This window comes from Bradyrhizobium agreste (assembly GCF_016031625.1).
GTDB classification, from domain to species: Bacteria; Pseudomonadota; Alphaproteobacteria; order Rhizobiales; family Xanthobacteraceae; genus Bradyrhizobium; species Bradyrhizobium agreste.
This window is the reverse complement of sequence record NZ_JACCHP010000016.1, coordinates 110,620-132,489: the sequence shown is the minus strand read 5'-3', so window position 1 is coordinate 132,489 and position 21,870 is coordinate 110,620. Positions and strand designations below refer to the sequence as shown.

The 21,870-nt window shown below is 57.0% G+C and carries 8 protein-coding genes and 5 pseudogenes; 10 read left to right on the top strand and 3 right to left on the bottom strand.

Features of this window, described 5'->3' with window-relative positions; genetic code table 11:
- Positions 1-249, top strand: a pseudogene (locus tag HZZ13_RS23665) (IS110 family transposase); the annotation flags it as partial.
- 899 nt (positions 250-1,148) lie between these two features.
- Here the strand turns inward: HZZ13_RS23665 and HZZ13_RS23660 are convergent.
- Both HZZ13_RS23660 and HZZ13_RS23655 read right to left on the bottom strand, forming a co-directional pair.
- Positions 1,149-2,030, bottom strand: coding sequence for an NAD(P)H-dependent flavin oxidoreductase (locus tag HZZ13_RS23660; RefSeq protein ID WP_197961918.1), 882 nt, complete (start codon positions 2,028-2,030; stop codon positions 1,149-1,151).
- 833 nt (positions 2,031-2,863) lie between these two features.
- Positions 2,864-3,336 (bottom strand): annotated as a pseudogene (locus HZZ13_RS23655) (transposase).
- Positions 3,337-4,797: 1,461 nt separating this feature from the next.
- On the opposite strand from HZZ13_RS23655, the gene HZZ13_RS23650 reads away from it, so the two are divergent.
- The 6 genes and pseudogenes from HZZ13_RS23650 to HZZ13_RS23625 all read left to right on the top strand — a co-directional run bounded on the left by HZZ13_RS23650 (position 4,798) and on the right by HZZ13_RS23625 (position 15,888).
- Complete coding sequence (locus tag HZZ13_RS23650; protein ID WP_197961908.1) at positions 4,798-5,583, top strand: SDR family NAD(P)-dependent oxidoreductase; 786 nt, start codon at positions 4,798-4,800, stop codon at positions 5,581-5,583.
- Between the two features lie 710 nt (positions 5,584-6,293).
- Positions 6,294-7,943, top strand: a complete 1,650-nt coding sequence (locus HZZ13_RS23645; RefSeq protein ID WP_197961907.1) for a class I adenylate-forming enzyme family protein — start codon at positions 6,294-6,296, stop codon at positions 7,941-7,943.
- 804 nt (positions 7,944-8,747) lie between these two features.
- On the top strand, positions 8,748-9,644 hold the full coding sequence (locus HZZ13_RS23640) for a beta-keto acid cleavage family enzyme (RefSeq protein WP_197961906.1): 897 nt from the start codon (positions 8,748-8,750) through the stop codon (positions 9,642-9,644).
- A 1,073-nt stretch (positions 9,645-10,717) separates the two neighbouring features.
- Positions 10,718-13,147 carry a CaiB/BaiF CoA transferase family protein gene (locus HZZ13_RS23635; protein WP_197961905.1) on the top strand — a complete coding sequence of 810 codons (2,430 nt, stop codon included), beginning with the start codon at positions 10,718-10,720 and terminating at the stop codon, positions 13,145-13,147.
- Between the two features lie 524 nt (positions 13,148-13,671).
- Positions 13,672-14,937, top strand: a pseudogene (gene ectB / locus HZZ13_RS23630) (diaminobutyrate--2-oxoglutarate transaminase); the annotation flags it as partial.
- A 60-nt stretch (positions 14,938-14,997) separates the two neighbouring features.
- Positions 14,998-15,888: a crotonase/enoyl-CoA hydratase family protein gene (locus HZZ13_RS23625; RefSeq protein ID WP_197961917.1), complete on the top strand. Its 891-nt coding sequence runs from the start codon at positions 14,998-15,000 to the stop codon at positions 15,886-15,888.
- Between the two features lie 534 nt (positions 15,889-16,422).
- Here the strand turns inward: HZZ13_RS23625 and HZZ13_RS23620 are convergent.
- A pseudogene (locus HZZ13_RS23620) lies at positions 16,423-17,593 on the bottom strand (IS3 family transposase).
- Positions 17,594-18,259: 666 nt separating this feature from the next.
- Between HZZ13_RS23620 and HZZ13_RS23615 the strand changes: the two are divergent.
- The 3 genes and pseudogenes from HZZ13_RS23615 (at position 18,260) to HZZ13_RS23605 (ending at position 21,785) form a co-directional block, all read left to right on the top strand.
- On the top strand, positions 18,260-18,757 hold the full coding sequence (locus HZZ13_RS23615) for a hypothetical protein (protein ID WP_197961904.1): 498 nt from the start codon (positions 18,260-18,262) through the stop codon (positions 18,755-18,757).
- Between the two features lie 94 nt (positions 18,758-18,851).
- Positions 18,852-19,872, top strand: a pseudogene (locus tag HZZ13_RS37670) (IS3 family transposase).
- Between the two features lie 635 nt (positions 19,873-20,507).
- On the top strand, positions 20,508-21,785 hold the full coding sequence (locus tag HZZ13_RS23605) for an aminotransferase class I/II-fold pyridoxal phosphate-dependent enzyme (RefSeq protein ID WP_197961916.1): 1,278 nt from the start codon (positions 20,508-20,510) through the stop codon (positions 21,783-21,785).
- Positions 21,786-21,870 lie beyond the last annotated feature (85 nt).

Here is a 21,870-nt window from a genome sequence, read left to right as displayed (position 1 = left end):
GGACGAATATCGAAGATGGGAAATCCGGAACTCCGCTCTCTGCTCGTTGTCGGGGCGACGGCCGTCTTGCGGGTTGTCCGAAACGACGCTCGGGCGCGGCCGTGGCTGAAGGCGCTTCTCGCCACACGGCCCTTCAAGGTTGCCGCGGTCGCGCAGGCCAACAAGACGGCGCGGATCATCTGGGCGCTTCTGAACAAGGGCGGGACGTACCGACGTCCCGACCCGCTGACTGCCGCGGCCGCCGTCTGATGGACGCAGTGACCGCCAAAGCGATCTGACCGGCGCAGGCCGGCAGAGGCAAGGTGCAACAACAGCCGATGAACCCATGGGACGACATCCCGAAACGAGTGAAGCTACTGCCCCCAATGCGCTCAAACGCGTAAACTTGATTTAGCTCCTCGTTCCGCGGATCTCATCGAGGCCAGCGGCCATATTGTGCCGCGCGCAAAGGCCGGACATATGACCGCACCGCCCCAATGTGTGAAATCAACTGAAAAAGCTCTTGCCACGCGGGCCGTTCCACATGTGGGGGCAAGGTCAAATCGGATCGACGATCGATGTTCCAACAAGCGCGCCAATGAGGCCAAGGGGCTTACCAATTAGCCGCTGGGTCGCCACGAATACGGGAGGCGTGCTTACTGCACGCACGTACACGACGAATGTCGCCAGTTGTGCTAGGTTGGCTGCAATGGTTGGGCCTTGGCTGTGTCACACCAGACGGGCCACTTTTAAATGCGTCAAACTGTATAGAGCAAGAATGCTCGACTGGCTTTTCGAGCTCCGTGAGGACGACTGTGTCGATCCACAGTCGGAATGAAGGATAATCTTGTATACGCTTCGAAAATTGTGGAAGCATCATGATGATCGAGTTCGTCTAACCTGCGTCACTAACATCAGAGGATCGCCTCCTTTCGTTCGGAGGAAAACACTGTGGCAAGCCAACGTTATGCTTAACGCTGAGCCACACTTCCAAGTTAAGGCTTCTGCCGCCCATTATCCTGATCGCCCAATGCTCGGCTCGCCACAGCAACCGAGCTTCAAGAGTGTTCTTAGCGGACAACTTTCCTGACCATCAAAAAAACATTCATTCCGGTTCGCGGAACGGGCCTCCGCGGATTGGGATTCATGTGAGCCCTAGTAGGCTCCGATCATCGGGCCGCTTCATATTGTTGGGCGACCAAATTCACTAGATCGGCGGCATTCGTAATCGAGTGCACACCTGAAACGGAATGACCAGCACTCCAGACTTCGGTCCAGCGTCTCTTTGCTTGGCTTGAATTGTTAACCTCGTATTTGGGCTTCGCACTCGTCCCCGTCACCGACTCATCCAGTTTCGACGGGTCGAGACCGGCTGCTACAATCGAAGGCCGCAGCATGTTAGCATCAAGTTCCGAGAAGGCCCTGGTCAGCATTACGTCGTCAAGGGTGCTGTCGATCAACATTTGCCGATAGGCGTCGCTCGCCATGCTCTCCCGTGTGGCAATAAAGCTGGTACCCATATAGGCGAGGTCGCATCCGAGCAGACGAGCCGCCGCGAGCGAAACGCCGTCCGAGATACCGCCAGCAAGTACGATTGGACCATCAAACATGGCGCGAACCGCGCGCACGAAAGCAAACGGATTGGCCCACCCGGTATGACCTCCAGCTCCAGCGGTAAGCAGAATCAACCCGTCCGCACCGGCTTCGATGGCTTTTTCCGCATGGCGCAGCGAGGCGATATCAGCGAACACAAGGCAACCGATGTCGTGCAGTGGTTGGATCGCCGCGCGCGGCGATCCAACGCTGGTGATCACAATCTCCACCTTATGGCACAGGAGACAGGCAAGATCATCCTTGAACCGTTGCTGCCGGACGATGAGATTCGGGCAATACGGGGCGGTGGATTGCTCGACGTTAACGAGCTCATGCTCAATGCGGATTAGCCAGCGGTCGAGCTCCTCAACCGATCGGGCGTTGGCCGTCGGAAACGCGCCAATAGCCCCCGACCGGCAGGCAGCGGTCACAAGATCTACTCCAGACACATTGAACATAGGCGCGACGATGAGGGGTAGGCGGAGCCGGGATGCAATAGCATTAGGGAGCCTACTTTTGGCGGAAAGTGCATTCACGTTATACTTCTCCGAAGTTGGCCTGCCGTTCTCTGCTAATATCTTCAAATGTTACCGTCGAGCTTTTGAACTCGAGGTTGCGTCCACCGTCGCTTCTGCAATTGTCGGTGAGTTGAGGCTTAACGGACCGCAGAAGCAGAACCACGGGCGATGAGCTAAACCTTTAACGGGAACAGATTGTGCCGGATGTTCAACCATGATCAAGTAGCAAACCCTGGTAGTTGACCGGCTTGCAATACGCATCCCCAATTCTCGCGCTGGCGCTCGGGCTTTGGTGACGATCACCCATTGCGCAGGCATGGAGGCTTCACTTACCTGTCTCACCAAGACTCTCGAACCGATCGGTTAGATGCCTGAACTCCTTTAATTCGCCACTTGCGGTGTCGCACAGAGCGGCTCTTTCTGAGAGTGCAAGGATAGACTTTTAAAAGCGTAGGCTTAAGACCTGGCTGGCGACGCGGTGAAGCATAGCCGCTTGGCGATGCTTATTTAGAAACTGGACCGACCATTTGCAAAGCTTGCGCAAGGAACTGACGCGCAGTCGGATCAAAGGAGTCATCCCGCCAATTCAGAATTCAGAATGGTAAGCATCCGCATCGTCTCCCTTTCTGGAGGATCGGGTCTTGACGGAACGGAAGCGAGCGCTGTTCAAACCGCGGGATCGTCGTAGCGGCGGTAATGCTTCCCACCGCAGCATGAACATCAGGAGGCGTAGACACTCACCGCATTCTGCCAGCGAAAGTAACGACGGCTTGCTAATTGCGGGCGGCGAAGCGGGTCGCGACGCGGCCAACTAACGACCTTGCTGAAGCAGCACTCCACCCGATGCGGACGGGCGTAGAGAAGCCTGTCGAGCGGGAATTTGAGGCCGCGTGACGGGGTTGGAGCGTTGGAGCTGGCAGCAAGCAACGTTTGGCCGCGATGTATTGGCGCAAAGGATCGGCGTTGTAGGCCAGATTGGCGCTCGGTGTTAATGCGGCCGAAGGATGATGGGATCGACGGTCAGATATTCCAAGTCTTCATCGGACATCGCCCCGAAGATCCGCCACGCAACCATGCGTGATGCTCCGTCGATCGAAGGGCTGGAATACGCTCTCTCAAGTCTGCGACCGTTTCCGGAAAGTCACGCCAGGGAGTACCCGTCCGCACCATCCAAAGCACGCCGCCACAAACATCCGTTTGTTCCGCGCAATCGATGGTCAAGTCGGCCTATGATCAGAGGCGCCATTCGCTCCCGGGCGGCGACACCAAACGACCCATCACACCCAAGGCCGCCCTCCGAAAAGGAAGTATGATCTGATTTTCTCTCAAACGAAGTGCTCGCCAGGAGACGTAGATCGCAATTCTAGGCCCTCAGGCGGCGGCGCATATCAGCTCTAGGCCGGGCCGTATCTTGGATCGGCATCCCGAGGGCCTGCTAAATTCGTATCACGGATTCGGCCTTATGCTCAACGACACAGGCTTTTGCTGATCGAAGCTATCCGGACGTGACGGGCCATCTCACGACAACGACCGCTCCAATGACGGTGGCCCTCGATCTCCTCGGGCCAGCGAGCGGTTCTGATTTGTTCATGGCGTATTACTCACGTTGAGAGGTTCTGACAGCTTTCGCCAACCCGTCGATACATCACCCCATCTCAGGCGCAGCACGCCCGAGCGGCTCCGTCTGATGTAGGACTGAAGACACGGACCGAGAATATTTTGTGGCGCAACGCGCGGTCAGGGGAGATCTCGTCCCGCAGATGTCAACGGAATCCGCTGAAGGTGTGCGGCCAGGCGATCGCGAGAGACTGACGCCGATGAGGGGGTATCCAGCCGAGTACCGCCGTCCCGTCTGCTGAGCCTGGCGCGGGGTCGGGAAAGCTCGGCAGTCGAAACGACGGGCGGCAACATCGAGCTTCATATTCTCTTGCCGGTCCTCGTCTGGTTAGTTGTGTGTCGGATATCGGACGCATAGGTGGGCGCGAAAAATCGCGGCGTTACCCGTATTCCTCTGATCGGACAGGCCGCGCGGTAGATGCTGCGTTTGGCACGCAAGTTGCTGGGTCGATTACTCGCGCACCCAACGCGTTCGCAGCCGCCTGCCAACGAGATCACGATGCGAATGGCGCCAGTTCAAACTGTGCGCTGAAGGAGATGCGCTCGGAAATTCAGGACCGAGAGAAGAAGCTGAATGATCTTTTTACCGGTGGAGGACGGACATACCAACAAAGAATGTTGCGAGGGATCCCGGAATAGCCCGCAACCGCGATCGGGGCGGTGTGCCCAGGAGCGGCATTGGATGCGTCCAAACGTGTGCCCCGACCAATCACGGCCGTTGGGTCAGGCGTGATATCGGGCAAGAAGCGCCGCTTCGGCACTCGGACATGAACTGGTGACAAGAGGCGCAAACTCCACTGCACAAATGCAATCGGAAATATGATGAGAGCCATGAGTGGCTCGCGCGCGTCAAGGAGCTGCATAGTGACTTTGGGTCGATGAAAGCATCGCCAACATGTCCGGGGCTTGCGATGACCTCATGACTTTCAAAGCTCGGTGGAAGATGGGAGCTGCTGTGGCCAGGGACCACGCGTTAGACGAAAGGGATCAGGGCCTGGTGATGCGCAGCTAGGTATCACGAGTTTGCGCGCGTTCTGGGGCGCGATGTTGCCGCCAGTAACGTGCCGTTTGATGCTTGGAAGAGGGAACGATGGAAGAGGATAAAATCTGCGCGATTGTGACAGGGGCGGCCTCGGGGCTCGGTGCCGCGTGCGCGCGTCTCTTAGCCAAAAAGCGGGCCCGCATCGTGATCAACTATTCTACCAGCCAGAAGGAAGCTGAGGCTACGAGTGAAGCCTGCCGGGAGGCGGGCGCTGCTGAGGTCGTTCTGGTGCAGGGCGATGTCTCGCGTGATAACGATTGCAGGAAGATCGTTGCTTCGGCCTCGCGTTGGGGACGGCTCGACGTGCTCGTAAACAATGCTGGGATCACAAAATATGTATCGCGCGACGACCTCGACGGGCTCTCCGCGGAGGACTTTCAACGCATCTACTCCGTGAACACCATCGGGACTTACTTAATGATCCGCGCGGCACGCTCGCTACTCGATATTGGAGCCAACCTAAGCGGCCGGCCGGCCTCGGTCGTGAACGTCTCCTCGGTGGCCGGTATCAGCGGCGATGGCTCATCTGTCGCGTACTCAGCGAGCAAGGGCGCGCTGAATTCCATGACGCTGTCGCTCGCGCGTACGCTCGCGCCATCAATTCGCGTCAATACGGTTTGCCCCGGCTATATTGATACGACCTGGTTCGCCAAGTTGCTTGGTGAGGCGAAAGCCCAGCATTTGCGCGAGACTGTGGTGGCGCGTGTGCCGCTCAAGTTGCTCTCGAGCGCTGATGACATCGCGGAGCTCGTCTGTTTCCTCGCAAGTCCGGCATCGGGCCACATGACCGGCGAATGTGTTCGCATCGATTCCGGCTTGCACCTAATTCTGTGAGAGTTCCCAAATACATTTGATAGCCGGTCCTGTTCCTCCAAGCCTGTGTGCGGCTCGAGTCGAACTTGGCTATAACGCGCCCTCGAAAGCAGGATCACCCTATTGCAAGTAGCTCGCGCTCACGAATGGTTTGGTCGACGAGAGTCGCTAGGAACGCCGGATCATGCGCGCGACACCCGCATTATCCGGTCAAAAGGCTGGGTCTGACAACCTCAATGCAAATACCCAAACTGGCTGACCAGAGTTGGTAGTATCCTAGTGATGCACCACCAGCTAACTAACAACTCGTCGGATGGGCTGTGTAGCAGCTCGGTCCTATTGGATAAGGCAAAAAAATGGCGGTCGTAACTCTTCCATTGCACATCGCATGCCTGGTTCATGCACGCGAGGAATTCCGCGAACCGCGCAAGGTCCGGGCGGGACGTCTTGATCGGTCCGACTGAGTTGCAAGGTGTGCACTGCAACGTTCCGCCATCTCGGCCCGCAGGATACACGCTGGTGGGAAGCGCCGCGCTGCCATGTTTGAGGCGCGGTGATCACGGCATGCGTGATCAACAGCGGCCCTCCGCGCGCGTGCTGAGCCGCCCGGACAGGTCTATGAACTTCGGGCGCCGACACGGTGCTCCGATGATCAGAGACATCGTCGCACCGTCAAATGGAAGCTCGCACCATCGGCGAAGTAGCCTTCTCTGGTCCCAAGGAGTCCAATGATGACCTATACAAACGTCATACAAACTTCGCTCCACGAGCGTGTAGCAAATGCACTGCGCGAGATCGAGGCGCTGGAGTCCGCATATGAGACCATCACGATTGGGCAGCTAGTGTCAAAGCGCGCAGAAACGCACGGTTCAACGGTCGCAATTGACGTGTTCGATCGCGGGGAGCGTGCAACCTATTTTGAGATGGACCGTTGCTCCAACAAATATGCACATGCGCTACGTGCATTCGGCGTACGCAAGGGCGACCGGATTGCGGTCATGCTGCCCAACCGTATCGAATTTCCAATCGTTTGGTTCGCGATTGCGAAGCTCGGCTCGGTCATGGTGCCGGTCAACATGCGGTACACCCACAGAGAAATCGAGTACATTCTCAAAGATACGCAGGCCAAGTTCGCCGTTGTCGATGAGTCCGCATGGTCAGTGTTCTCGGAGATGGACCCTTGGCCTCAGGATCTCGCTACGGACCGAGTAATTGTCGTCGGGCAGCGTTCAGACCGGAAGGCGACTGGCCTCGACGAATTGCTGAAGGGCGTCGACGATACTCTTGTGAAGGAGGATATCCGGCCCACCGATTTGTTGAACATTCAATATACCTCAGGGACAACGGGGTTTCCAAAGGGCTGCATGTTGACGCACGACTACTGGGGCGTGAGCTCATATCAGGGAGTTTGTTGGGAGCAGCCGTACCGGAGATACCTCTCTGCGCAGCCGTTTTTCTATGTCGATCCGCCTGGGCATCTTCTTAAGTCATATCGACAGGGCGGCACGCTCTATCTTGCCCCGCAACTTAGCTCGACCCGCTTCATCGATTGGGTAAAGCAGCATCGCATTGAATGGTGCCAGTTTCCCCAGTTGGTAGCGCGTCAGGCCGAGGCCGCGGAACAAGACGGCGCGACATGTTTGAAACAGACCCTAAATTGGGGCTGGAGTCCCGATACGGTGCGCCAATTCCGGAAGCGTTTTCACGTGCGCACCCAGGACGCTTATGGCATGACTGAGATCGGTTTTGGAACACGAATGACGAATGAGCTCGACGAGCTGGCCGAATCGGGCTCAGTAGGGATTCGCGCGCCTTTTCGAGAGCTGCAGCTTATGAACGAAGATGGGAACCCCGCTCCTGTTGGCGCTGTCGGTGAGCTGTGGGTAAGGGGCCGCGGGATCTTTCAAGGTTATTGGAATAAGCCGGAAGTAAATGCCGCCTTGTTTGAAGGCGAATGGTTCAAGACCGGTGATCTGATGCACCGAGACAATCTCGGATTCTATTGGTTGGTTGGGCGAACCAAAGACATGATTCGCCGATCTAGCGAGAACATTGCTGCAAGCGAGGTGGAAGCAGTCATGCGCGGCGTTCCCGGGATCGCGGATGTGGCCGCCGTGCCGGTTCCAGATATGAAGCGCGGCGAGGAAGTAAAGATCTATGTCGAACTGATTGAAGGGGGAGTGCCAGATTTTCCGACCGTGCAGCGCATCCTTGAGCATGCTCGTGCACACCTTGCCGCGTTCAAGGTACCTCGTTACATTGCTTTCGCTGCGGCGCTTCCTAGAACCGCGACAAGCAACAAAGTGCTCAAACGCGAACTGATGGCGGTGAGCGATCCGCTTGCTGGCGCTTACGACACTCAGGAAAAGCGCTGGCGGTGAGCGACTTTGACCTTCTCCTTCGTTATCAGGTATCGCCTGTCGGAGTATCGCCAAGACGCCTGATCCGACCCGTCCAGCGCCTTCTGTGCTTTCGCCATCTTCAGCAAAGCGGCAATCGCGCTATGATCCGGTCACCAAATGAATCCGATCGGAGTACTACACAAGATCGACTATCGAGACGACTGTCAATTGGGCCGTGCCACAACATTCGATCCCTCGTTGAATACGTCATCAGCGCGGGCTGCAGCAAAATGCGGTGGTGCTTACTTGCGTACACGAACTGTCCCGCGGTTCCCATCGGCGGAGTAGACTCGGAGAATAGTCTACCACGCTTGGCGAGATAGGTCGACGAGGGGCTCTGCACAATCCTACATCATTCCAAGGTCGCTTCATTCGACACAAGCTTAACCCCAGCCGCCTGGCTTGGGCGCGCCCAATCGACTGCGGTATAGCGCACAACTGACGTCTTCATAGTGGGCCGCTGGCCAGCCAGGAACTGGGTGGCCCTCGTGGCGACCCGGCAGCTCGTTGTGCGGTGGTTCTAAACGCACAACTTTCCCCCTCCGGCATTGAAGCCCACGAATATTTCCAAAGTCGGAGCGTCGCGCCCTCGGCGCGATCGCGAGTGGCACGCCGATTGCTGCAACACCGAGGTAGCCAAAACGTTTACAGCCGGCATGGAGACCTCTCGAGTGGCGCTACCGGATCCACTGAGGATATTGCGCTGGGACTCTAAGGCCGGCGCGTCAGCGGTTTGGCTTAGCTCGGCTAGGATAGAGCGAACAGCAACAGGAGAATATGCAAATGATTTTCGAGGTTTTCATCACTTGTGCGATCACGGGGAGTGGATCGAATGTAGAGCGAAGCCCACACGTGCCGGTAACTCCGGAGCAGATCGCGAATTCCGCAATCGAGGCGGCGCGGGCGGGAGCGGCGGTGGTACACATCCACGTCCGTGATCTTAAAACCCGGCGTGGCTCGCGAGATCGCGTACTGTATCGCGCAGTGGTGGAGCGCATTCGGAGGTCAGATGTAAATCCGGTGATCAATCTGACCGCGGGGATGGGCGCCGACCTCGTGTTGGGTGGTCGGGCCTCTCCGTTGCCGCCGGACCCCGTGAGGACCGACATGGCGGGCGCGCTCGATCGACTGGTGCACGTGGAAGAGCTGCGGCCTGAAATTTGCACACTGGATTGCGGTACGATGAACTTGGGCGCCCGCAGCGAGTACATTCTGGTCAACACCTCAGCTACCTTGCATGCAATGGCTGCGCGCGTGCAGGAGCTGGGCGTACGCCCCGAGCTTGAGGTGTTCGATACCGGTCAATTGATGATGGTGCACCATCTGGTCGAGGAGGGACTGATTGAAGCTCCAATGCTGATCCAGCTATGCATGGGCATTGCTTACGGGGCGCCGGACGACCCCACGACGTTGATGGCGCTAGTTCACCAACTTCCACCGCGCGCCATTTACTCGGCCTTTTCAATTGGACGGATGCAGCTTCCCTACGTAGCGTTGGCGCCCCTAGTAGGCGCGAACGTGCGAGTTGGATTGGAGGACAATTTATACCTCTCACGCGGACGGCTGGCTACCAACGCTGAGCTTGTGCAGCGTGCGGTCGAGATTCTCGACAGGATCGGGGTACGGGTGATGAGTCCGGATGAGGTGCGTGAGAAGCTCGCGCTGAAAATTCATGTGTGATTCGAAGCTCACGTCTAAAGCGGAGAGCCGTCAGCGCACGCGGCTTGGGGGTCTCATCTTCAAGCGTGATAGGACCTTGGTGGCATCCGTTCCCCAGGAGGGCTCAGTGCGCGAGCGGTGCTGAAACACCGCGTCGCGCAAGCGCCTCCAATCTAACCTTGATATTCGCGTTCGCGCATTGCGCGACAGCGTTATGCGAGCGTGGAGAATCGAACTAAATTAGATAGAAGGAAACCTCAAAACGACGCGCGAACTGCTGCGACAGGATCGGTAAGTCTAATGCATCGCTTCCTGCGTATCATCCGTGGACGCCACGTGAATTGGCCTGCGTTCCCGGTATTGCGCTGGTTGCCGTGCGAATAAGGGACAGATAGAGGTCGGAGGAGAGAAGTAGCGTCACGACCCGAATGCATGGCACACGACATTATCGCGCCCTTGACCCCATGGCCTGTCACATAGAGGCAATCCGTGCCGACCAAGCCGGGGTCGGCTCCATACACGCTTGCCCACTCGATCTCGTCTGTCGGAGCGGCTAAGCTGAATTGGCAGTGCATCCCGCTCGCGCTATCTGATTTGGTGGCTATCCAGGTGCAATAACTAGTGGTTTAGTAGCTTTGAACCAAGGCAGCCGCTAGCAGGCTCTGTACAGAACGTTCCATTCGGTCCGATGTAGCTAAGCTGTGCGGTAGATACCAATTCGCCCGAACGGGTGAATCTTGCTAGATCGAAGAGAAATGTGATGCAACCGCAGGCCTCCGCGGGCTGTTTTTGGGGCAGTATGTTAACCTGCTTACATCACGCCTGCAGTACTTGGCCTCTCTGGCTACTGCTCCGATGGTAAGCACGACGATGCTGGGTGTGAGCTGGGAGCAGCGAGTGAACAGCAAGTCTCGCGGACACGAGGCGTTCAGATTGAGGCCCTCGCGCTCACTCGGAGTGGCCCTACATCGCATCAATCGCGAGCACCCGGCTATCCGTGAGATGCTAGCCACACGACAGCTTTCTCGATCTCGCGGGAAGGCATCTCGTCGCAGAGGATATTCCGCGAACCGGCAAAGAAAATGGAGCGCTCAATGGGAGTGTTATCGCATTTGCGTGTCATCGAGGTCGGTAGTTCAGCCGCGACCAGCTACTGCGCGCGACTGTTTGCTGATTTCGGCGCCAACGTGCAGAAGGTTGAGCCGCCAACAGGAGATCCACTTCGTCATAGCCGCCCACTCACTCCCGGTGGTCACAGTGTGTGGTTTGCATTTCTGAACTTTAACAAATCAAGCCTTATCATCGATGCCACGGACCCGGACGCGACCACACGGTTGGCGGCTCTGATCGAGGATTGCGATATTCTGGTCGATGGGCGCGATGTTGATCCCGCGGATTGCCCGCCTATCGATATAGCCACGATTCGGTCGCAACGGCCGGGGTTGATTTACCTTGAAGCGAGCTGGTTCGGCCACCAGGGTCTCTATGCGGGTCTGGCCGCAACGGATTCGACGGTTCGCGCGCTCGCCGGCCTCATCAAGCTAACCGGACCTGTCGAGGGGCCCCCGTTGCACGCGCCGGATTTCCAAACGGGAATTCTGGCCGGGCTGTGGGGCTTTATCGCCACTGCTTCTTCCGAGCTTTCACGGGCGCAAGGCGGCACAGGGCGGTCGTGGTCGCTCAGCATTTTCGAGGCGACCCTTTCTCTCACCGAGTATCTTATCTTTGAGGCGTTTGAGTGTGGCGACGTGATGCGCCGGATTGGCGTTAACCGTTTCTGGCCGAGCTTTCCAACCGGAATTTACGAAACAAAAAAAGGTTGGATCGGTGTTACGACAGTCACGCCGGCACAATGGCGGGCGTTCTGCGACATGCTCAGTTTGCCTGAATTGCGCGATGATCCTGCTCTGGTCCTCAACGAGGATCGGCTGCAACAAATGGAGCAGATCGAACAGCAGTTCATCCCGAGGCTCAAGGCTCGAACGGCGCAAGAGTGGTTCGTCGAAGGACTGAAGCGCAAGATTCCGATTGTTCCAGTACCCGAAATATCTGATCTTCTTCAGGACGCAGAAAAGAAAAGGCGCGGCGCAATCGTGCCAGTCTTGATTGGAGAAGAAAAAGGACTGACGGCTGGCTCGATGCAACGATTGACATTGACGCCGCCGCGTGAAGGCGGAAGGGTTCCGGCCCTTGGCGACCAGCAGGATTTGGTGAGTTCCCGAAGACACCTGAGCGGTGTTGCATCGGTGTCGTCCGGCCGCGTCAATTCCGACCAACTTCCATTGCAGGGAATTCGGGTCGTCGATTTCTCGATGGGCTGGGCGGGCCCTTTGTGTACGCGGACACTGGCCGACCTCGGTGCCGATGTCATCAAAATCGAGGCAATTCAATATCCGGACTGGTGGCGCGGCCTTAATCGGCCGGCCGGTTACATAGCCGACCGGATGTACGAAAAGGCCGTACGCTTCTGCGCGATGAACCGTAACAAGCGCGGCATCACGCTCGACCTGAAGCAACGGCGAGGCATCGCTCTCGCCAAACGACTTTTGGCAGGAGCCGATATTGTGGTCGACAACTATTCGGTTGATGTGCTGCCAAAGCTTGGGCTTGGATATGACGTGCTGAGAAGATTGAATCCTCGGCTCGTCATGATGTCAATGTCGGCCTTTGGCACGGACAGCTTGCATCGCGATTGCCGGGCCTACGGCTCGACGCTCGAGCAGGGCTCGGGGTTGCCAACCGTAATCGGAAAGGCGGGCGATCCGCCTGGGATGAGCCACATCGCGTTCGGGGATGCTGTCGGCGGGTTGAACGGATGCGCTGCGGTCTTGGTTGCACTAAATCACGCTCGCCATACGGGGAAAGGACAGTTCATTGATCTCTCGCAGATCGAATGCATGATGCCGTTTGCTGCGCCATGGATCACTGCACATTCCGTCAGCGGTATGCCGCCGGTAAGATACGGAAATCGACATCCGCAGTTCGTGCCGCATGGTTGCTTTCGCTGTGCGGGCGATGACGGCTGGATCATGATAGGCGTGACGGACGAAAACATGTGGCAGAGGCTTGCCGTCCTTATTGATCGGCCTGATTGGGCCACGGATCCATCACTAAATTCTGTGGAAGCGCGCCGTAGCGTGGAGGATCAAATAGAGACAGCCGTGGCATCCTGGACGCTCGCCCGGGATGCCGATCAGGCTATGTCGGACTTGCAGGCGGCAAGGGTCGCGGCTGGCGTGGCTCGCCGGCCGATTGACTTGCTCAACGATCGACATCTCAGATCGCGCACATTTCTGCAGGACGTTGAGCGTGCGCTGATTGGCCTGCATCCACAGCCCTCAATGCCGATCCGCGAAGGCACTGGTCCCTATACCATCCGCGCACCGGCTCCAACGCTAGGACAACATAACGTCGAGATCCTATCAGGCCTTCTCGGCCTCTCAGTCGCTGAAATCGTGCAGTTGGAGAGGGACGGCATCATCGGCACCGTTATACTTTGCGAGCGGGAACTCGAAAAGAAATAGGAATGCAAACGTAGCAAGTCGCTTGCATTCCGTTCTGTTTTTTTCAAAAACTGTTTTCGCAAGACGGGACGCATGATCACTTCGAGCACCCTAGTTTTCTTTTTATTCTGGACGGCCCCCCGAGGCTGCGCTTGATCGCCTGACGTTCTCATCTCCTAGCCCGTCAAATTGGATGCCCGCCACCCCATCCGTTTGGATTAGGCCCGGAATATGCTTGTGAGTATTGGACGCCGAGAGACCTTGAGTTCTCTGTGCTCATGAGCTGCTCAAATCAACTGCGCATCTCAGGGCAAACCATCTCCGTTTCTGCTTGGGAAGCGGAAACGCCACTCCCGAGATGGATCACTGCGCGCTTATCTCGTGGATATGCGCGGGCTCCGAATGAGAGTACTGCCAGGACGAGTAGGTTCATTCTCGGCGCTCCTCAGATATAGGAAAGTGATCTGTTTCAGACCGGAGCTGGATAGATCGTATTATTTGCTGATGGGCTTGCATTGAAACACCGACCTTCAGAAGAGACGATCATGGGGAAAGAAGTTGACGAGCAACGCAATATGCACACTTTCGAAGCTCTTGAATCGAACGTCCGTTCGTACTCAAGGTCATTTCCTGGCGTGTTTAGCCAAGCGCGCGGTTCTGTTATGTTTACGCAAGACGGTCGAAAGCTCGTTGATTTCCTGTCCGGTGCTGGAGCACTGAACTACGGCCACAACAATGACGGGATCAAAGCGAGGATTACTGAATATCTTGCATCAGATGCCGTAATTCACTCGCTTGACATGGCCACCATTGCAAAGCGCAATTTTTTGGAGACGTTTAGCTCCGTTATACTTCGGGAGCGGAACCTAAAATACCGGTTCCAGTTCACAGGCCCTACGGGGGCCAATGCGATAGAGGCGGCCTTAAAGCTGTCACGCAAAGTTACGGGTCGGCAGAACATCATTTCATTCACGAATGGATATCACGGCATGAGTTTAGGAGCGATTGCTGCAACCAGCAGCCGCTTTTATCGTACAGCCAGCGGCGTCTCGTTGTCTGGCGTAACGTTCATGCCTTACGATAGCTACCTCGGGCCAGACGTTGATACGGCTGACTACCTGCGGAAGGCCTTGATGGATGAGAGCAGTGGTATCGATCGTCCTGCTGCCATTGTAGTTGAGACTGTCCAGGGAGAGGGAGGAATTAATGTAGCCGGCAAAGAATGGCTGCAATCGCTTCAGACGATAGCGAAGGATGTTGGAGCTCTTTTTGTAGTCGACGACATCCAAATGGGGTGTGGTCGCACTGGCGACTTCTTTAGCTTCGAGTTCGCGGCGTTGTCGCCCGATATTGTCGTATTATCGAAATCGCTAAGTGGGTACGGTCTACCGTTGTCAATGCTGCTGATCAAAGAGGAACTCGATGTATGGCGGCCGGGAGAACATACAGGTACTTTTCGTGGAAACAACCTCGCCCTTGTATCTGCAACAGCAGCTATTGATCTTTATTGGCGAAACGGGATCTTGTCGCAGGAAGTTCAATGTAGGGGAGAACTTATGCGGGTCCGACTTGAGGCTATCGCAGCCGAATATGTAAATGACTTTACTGTTCGAGGGCGGGGCATGGCATTGGGCTTTGACTGCCGCACGCCCGAAATTGCCGAGGCTACAACGCGCAAGGCGTTTGAAAAAGGCTTGATCATCGAACGATGCGGATCTGTTGATCAGGTCGTCAAATTTCTTCCTGCGCTCACGATCGACCTTGAGACACTAAATGCAGGGCTTGAGATCTTCAGCCAGTCCTTGGCGGGAGCCCTAGAGGGGGCCAACACCCCGACGACTACCGCTCATTCTGCAACTGAAGGACAAGCCGTGGCTTATGAGACCATCAAATATGACGTCGTTGAGCAGATCCTGACCATCACATTGAACCGGCCGGAGAAGCTCAACGCCCTCACTGCCACCATGAAACGCGAATTAATCGACGCCTTCGATCGCGCCGACAAAGACGATGACGTCCGCGCCATCATCGTGACCGGCCAAGGCCGAGCGTTTTGCGCTGGCGCCGATCTTTCGCGAGGGGCTGACTCATTCGACATCGATGCGTGGCACGGCCCGATGAAACGACTCTCAGATGGCACAGTAGATTACAGCAATCCTGAACTTCGCGACAGCGGCGGCCAGCTCACGTTGCGGATCTTCGAGTGCTTGAAGCCGATAATCGCCGCGGTGAACGGGCCAGCGGTCGGCATCGGCCTGACCATGCAGCTCCCGATGGATATACGTCTTGCATCGGAAACCGCGCGGTTTGGGTTCGTGTTCTCCCAGCGTGGCATCGTGCCAGAGGCAGCCTCGAGCTGGTTCTTGCCGCACATCGTGGGCGTCGCCCAGGCGCTGGAGTGGTGCTACAGCGGGCGGGTATTCCCAGCGGACGAAGCACTCGCGGGGCGGTTGGTCAGTAAGGTGGTCCCCCCCGATCGATTGTTGTCAACTGCGCGAGCGCTTGCCCGCGAGATCGTCGAGAAGACGTCCCCCGTATCGATCGCACTAATTCGGCAGATGATGTGGCGCATGCTGGGGGCCGACCATCCGATGGAGGCGCATAAGATTGACAGCCGCGCCAGCTATAGTCTTGGCCGTTCCTCCGATGCGAAGGAAGGCGTCACGGCGTTCCTGGAGAAGCGACCCGCGCTTTTCAAAAGTAAGGTATCGACCGACATGCCCGATTATTTTCCATGGTGGGCGGAGCGGGAGTATAAATAAGCATCTCTTGTCCGACAAAGCCCGAGCCGGGACCATGTGTATGCCAGTTTCGCGATTTGGAGGTGAGTCAGTCGCATGAGAGATCGCAAAACTTGTTCCCAATTGCGGGTGAGACGTGCGCTCTTGCCTGCGTCTTGATCAAGATTGAACGAAGCTTACAGGGCCGTCCTGGGCTCCACGTAGACCAAAATAGCCTTATCGGTGCCCGGTCTCGTCAAACAAGCCAGGCTACCACGCTACCAGGCTGCTCAAGCCATGCGCGAGCCTCGCACAAGGTGACCTGCCACTGGGAATTTCCTCTAGATGAAGTAGAGTCCGCTCCGAAGACGGACGGACAGATGAAGCGGCACGGCTCACCGAAGAGCAGATTATTGTGGTGCTGAAGGGGCATGAGGCTGCCACGGAGGCGGCCGACGTGGCCTGCAAGCATGGAAACTCCGACGCGACGATCTACACTTGAAAGGCAAAAGTCTCTTCCGAGGTAAAGGAGTTCAGTGTTGGAGGAGTGATCTTCCACCGAAAAAATGGACAGGGTTAAGCTGCTTTTAGCTCCATCTCGATCGGGCTGATAAAGCCGATGGCGGAGTGACGACGAATTCGATTGTAGAAGCCCTCGATATAGGCAAAGAGATCTCGTGTGGCTTCTGCCAGCGTTTCATAGTGCCGGTGGTGAACGAGCTCCGTCTTGAGCGTGCGAAAGAAGCTCTCCAATTGTCATAGCAGTCGCCCTTGCGGCTCATCGAGGCCCTGAGGCCGGTGGCTTGCATCAGCTTGCGATAATCCGCCGAGGCATATTGAACGCCGCGATCGGAATGGTGGATCAGGCCGGCATTTGGCCGCTGCGCCGCGATTGCCATCCGCAACGCCGCCAGAGGCAGCTCGGCGCGCAAATGATCCGCCATCGCCCAGCTGACGATCTTGCGGCTGTAGAGGTCCATGACCGTGGCCAGATAGAGCCAGCCCTGATCCGTCTGGACATAGGTGATGTCGGCGAGCCAGATGTGGTTCGGCGCGGCGGCGACGAAGTTGCGCTCGAGCAAGTTCGCCGCGATCGGGAAATCGTGACGGCTGTCGGTGGTGCGCACCCGTCGCGGCCTCGCCATGATGGCTCTAATACCGTGACGACGCATCAACCGCTCGATGCGACCACGGCTCGCTCCACGGCCTTGGGCCCTCAGCTCGGCATGGATGCCCGGGCTGCCGTAGCGGCCGTTTGTGTCGTGATGAACCCGCTTGATTTCGTCGACGAGCTCACGGTTGGCAATGGCCCGCTGGCTCTCAGGGCGCCCTCGCCAGGCGTAATAGCCAGCAGGCGAGACGCCAAGCACGTCGCACATGATCGTCCCTGGATAGTTGGCGCGGCGATCTTCGATGAAGCGAAATCTCATTTCTGAACTCCAGCAAAGATCGCAATGGACTTTTTGAAAATATCGCGCTCCATACGCAGCCGATCGTTCTCGCGCTGCAGACGAGCGATCTCCGCCGCGTGGTCCGCCGACGGCAGCGTCGCCTGCGTTGCGGGGCGCCGCGCCGCCGCCGTCGGCTCCAGCCGGGCCCCTCGCTGCTCCACCCACCGCCGTAGCACGGAATCACGCAAGCCAAGTTCCTTGGCAACCGAGCCGATCGAGCGACCGCTAGACGCTACGAGATCAACCGCTTGCCGCTTGTAGTCGTCGGTAAACGAGCGACGTTGATGTCCTTCCATCCGACACCTCCTGGCTCTTCGAGCCTACTACGGGTGTCCATCGATTCGGAGGAGGTTTAGAGGAGAACGCGAGCAGAAGAAGCTTCTCGGCGAGCAGATGCTCTATGAGGCCGCCCCTCGCGAGTTTATGTAGCACCCGCCGCCAAGCGCGCCGCGGTCGCGCGTCGAGTCCTTCCTGGCTACATCTGGCCGTCCATCTTCGAGCCGGGCTCTACTCCATCTGAAGGAAATACGCTGGGCAGATCAACTCCCTCGAGTTGGGGCGCACGCCCTTAATTCGTCCTGCGCTGAAGAATGCTTTCAAGTGGATGCCTGCCAATATTCTTCCTCTATCGGCCAAACATTCGTCACCAGAGTAGGTAGTGGCTCGGTCCGGTGTTGATGCAGTAGTATAGGCCGGTAACACCGCCGTAAAGCGAAGGCGCAGCTTATCACGAGCGACTAAGTGCAGCAATGACAAGCATAATCGATCCCTTGCAAGTCTCACGATTCCTTCGAGTATATGATGACGCTGCAGCTAAAAAAGGCGTTAAACTTTCTATAGGGTTCGATTTCAAAGAATATGTCTCGATAACACAACGCCTCCCAACAAAGAGGCCGACTTATCCAAACTTCCGGCCGGATCGCTCGCCAATCAAGGCTGGCGAGGGATATTGGATGATAGGCGTGAACAAGAATAACGATGTGGTACTTGTCGAGGCTGCTCGACTATATGATCTCTCGCAGAGCAATTTTGCAGAGCATCTTGAATCTCTGAAAGCCTTTTACGCTAATCCTACTTTACATGCACACCCTCAGGATTGTTGCACTTGCACGGCGCCAACCGCAAAGAAAATTACCGGGAGAGTAGCCTACCACGGGGATTTTTGGTTGCGAAAAGACTTTAGAGGGCAGGGCCTACCCAAGATAATGGCTGCAATCTTGCGCGGCGTGTCTTTGGCTATGTGGGCTCCCGACTTCTTATGTGGACTTGCGGGACGCTGGACCGTGGATAAGGGCGTTCTTGCGCAATACGGTCATACACACCACGAATTTGGCGGGTCGATATTGCGGCTGGTGGAAGAGGATATTGTGGATGACGATTTGCTTGTTTGGCTAACCGGCGAGGAATTGAGGAGTCTTGTTGATTGTGGGGACGTAAGCGACTCGGCGCCAGCCACGTGAGTCGCCGGTTTGGTTGCTGTCGCATCAGGCGGCCATGAACCTCCTCCGAATGAGTGGACACCTTTAGTAGCATCATTGAGCCCGGAGGTGTCGAATGGAACGTCAACGTCGGTCGTTTAGCGACGAGTAGAAGCGCAATCGGTTGAGTTGGTACTGTCGAGCGGGCGCTCGACCCGGCCTGTGCCCAAGGAGCTCGGCCTGGGGGAGTCGGTGCTGCGGCGTTGGGTTGACAAGTTCCGGCAAACCAGGCTTCGGGGATTGCCCGGCTGCGCTAGGAGAACGAATGACTGGAGCGCGACATTTAAGAAAGTCGATCGCGATCTTTGCCGGAATCCAGACATGAGCTTCCGGTTCATTGAAAACCCACCGCGATGCCTATCCGGTGCGGTTGATGTGCGCCGTGCTCGAGGTCTCTCCGGCTGGCTATTATGCCTGGCACGATCGCCCACTGAGTGAGCGGACAAAATCCAATGTCGCGCTCCTGGCTGCGGTCCGGCAGTTCCATCAAGAGAGCAGCGGCCGCTACGGCAGTCCTCGCGTTCATGCCGCCCTGCGCCAGCCGGGGCGAGGCGCCAGCCGGGGGCGGATCGAGCGGTTGATGCGTCGGCGTGGTATCCATGCCATCATAGCGCAGCACGCCGCGTGCGCACCACCGACAGCGCTCATGACCTGCATCGCCCCGAACTGATCGCACGTGACTTCACAGCGAAGGCCCCGAACCGGGTCTGGCTTGCCGATATCACCTACATCCCCACCGCGGAGGGGGGCTGTATCTGGCTGCCGTCGTGGATCTCTTCAACCGAAAGATCGTCGGCTGGGCCACGCGCGATCATATGCAGGTCGGACTCGCATCCGCGGCACTGGCGATGGCCATCCAGCAGCAACGGCCGCAGGCGGATTGATCCATCACTCCGATCGCGGTGTGCAACTATGCTTCACACGCCTATCGCAATGCTCTCACGGGCGCGCACATCACCGCATCGATGAGCCGCAAGGCCGATTGCCACGACAGCGCCCCGATGGAGAGCTTCATCGAGGGCCTCTACAACCGAACAAGACTCCATTCCGCTATCGGATATATCGCCCCAAGCGAAATGGAGCAAAAACCCGCCTAAAGCCGTCCACTTTTTCGGGGGAAGATCAGCTATGACTCCAATGTCGCCGCACCTACTTAGGATCCGCCGTACTGTACGCTCACCCACTGCCGCGCACGCAGGCGCCAGCTTGATGTTAAAATACGGCTCCTGCCAACACAGAGGTAAACTGGCCGCCGTACTTGCCTGCCTTGCGACACCGTAGCTTTATCGAAAATTGATGGTCAGATGAGATGAAGGAAAAGTCGCAGCCGTGTAACACAGGTGATGACCTCGCCGAGTCGACGTGGTTGGGGTCGATGCGTTATCCGGCACCAAACGTTCATCTACCGCGGTACCATGACGCAGCTCGGAAAGGCCTCTGACGGGTCGGGGGCGAAAAGGCCCAGTTTAATTCGCGATTAGGCGAATTGACCGCCCCTCAGCGCAGCGAGCGCACAGCAATCTTTCGCTGACGTTCAACGTCGAATCTGTCGCTCGCTAACCTGTCCGATTTGGTAGCTGCCAAGCAGGATTCCACTCGTTAAGGTCCGTTTGCCCCTTAGGGGTGGTCGAGCAGAGAATTATTCAGAATTCTCGAGAGCGCGCCGATCTCGTCCAGGCTCACTCATGTAAGCCGTCGGCTGCCCATCTTGGCAGATGAAACGGAGAATGAAATGCAACAGCAGATTCCGGTCTCCAACGATGGTCTACCGGTCGGACATTTTCGGAACACGAGCTATATGGTCAACCAGAGTCGTCCATCCTTTGATGCGGCTCACCGGGCAGGTCTAATGGGCGTCGCGGCACGTTCTACGACTGGACGCGTTGTGAGTTTAGGGACGGGGCCACTTGAAAGTCGACGCGAGATTGTGGATTTCGTGCGGTGTTCCTATCTGGGCTTGGACAACCATCCCGCGATCGTAGCTGGCGCGATCGACGCGATCAAGGCGCATAATTCGTTGCACTGGTCATGCGCACGAACGCGACTCAATTTCGACCTTCTCGCAGAGCTTGAACTAACCCTATCGGAGCAATTCTGCTCACGTGTAATCGCGTGTTCTACAGTCATGCTTGCCAATCTAGGCATGATGCCACTCGTTGCTTCTGGCCAACTGACCGGCGGAAGAAAACCGGTCGTTGTTTTTGACCGCATCGCGCACATATCTCTTGCATATCACAAGCCGGTAGTCGCTGATGAAACGCGGGTGGAAACGATTTCGCATAACGACATCGATGCACTGGAGCGGTTGTGCCGCGAGCATTCTGTGGTCGCCTACGTATGCGATGGTGTGTATTCCATGGGAGGGAACGCACCTATCAATGAACTGCGCTATCTCCAGGAAAGATATGGGCTGTTTCTCTATATAGACGATGCTCATGGCATATCGATCTTCGGAAGCAGAGGCGAAGGATTTGCTCGCTCTCAGTTTCCGCAACTGTTAGGTGACCGTACTGTCATAATAGCCTCGTTAGCCAAGGGCTTCGGCGCATCGGGGGGGATGGTAATGCTCGGAACGGCCGACCAGGAGGCGCTGTTTCGGCGGTACTCTATTCCATATGCGTTTTCGGTGCCGCCCAATCTAGCGGCGGTTGGCGCGGCGCTTGGCTCATGCAAGATTCATCAGTCGGCAGAGCTCAGCGAACGGCAGATGCGATTGGCAGAACGGATCAAGACATTTGACGGTCGTATCGCAACCGCGGAGCAAGGAAATCCATTTCCAATCAGAATGATCGCTCTCGGATCGGAGGCCAAGGCGATCGCAATCGCGAAAGAGCTTCTTTGTGCCGGCTTCTACACTTCGGTTACGTTCTTTCCAACGGTCCCGCAGGGAAGAGCGGGGATTCGGGTGTGCATTACGGCGGATCATGAGCCCCGAGACATAGAGCGGCTTTGCGATTGCCTCTTGGCAAGAGTAGCCGAAATAACCGGAAAGCCCTATCCTCTTCGGTGATACAATGATTCCGCGAACGAAGAGCTTGGGCTGGCCCGTCGCGCGCGGGAGTTCCCTAATCGATCCCGACAAGGAGGATGGCCAA

Excerpts from the sequence above, each read along its gene's own strand:
- HZZ13_RS23660 (WP_197961918.1), bottom strand. The coding sequence starts at position 2,030 with ATGTTCAATGTGTCTGGAGTAGATCTTGTGACCGCTGCCTGCCGGTCG.
- HZZ13_RS23650 (WP_197961908.1), top strand. The coding sequence starts at position 4,798 with ATGGAAGAGGATAAAATCTGCGCGATTGTGACAGGGGCGGCCTCGGGG.
- HZZ13_RS23635 (WP_197961905.1), top strand. The coding sequence starts at position 10,718 with ATGGGAGTGTTATCGCATTTGCGTGTCATCGAGGTCGGTAGTTCAGCC.
- HZZ13_RS23645 (WP_197961907.1), top strand. The coding sequence starts at position 6,294 with ATGACCTATACAAACGTCATACAAACTTCGCTCCACGAGCGTGTAGCA.
- HZZ13_RS23605 (WP_197961916.1), top strand. The coding sequence starts at position 20,508 with ATGCAACAGCAGATTCCGGTCTCCAACGATGGTCTACCGGTCGGACAT.
- HZZ13_RS23640 (WP_197961906.1), top strand. The coding sequence starts at position 8,748 with ATGATTTTCGAGGTTTTCATCACTTGTGCGATCACGGGGAGTGGATCG.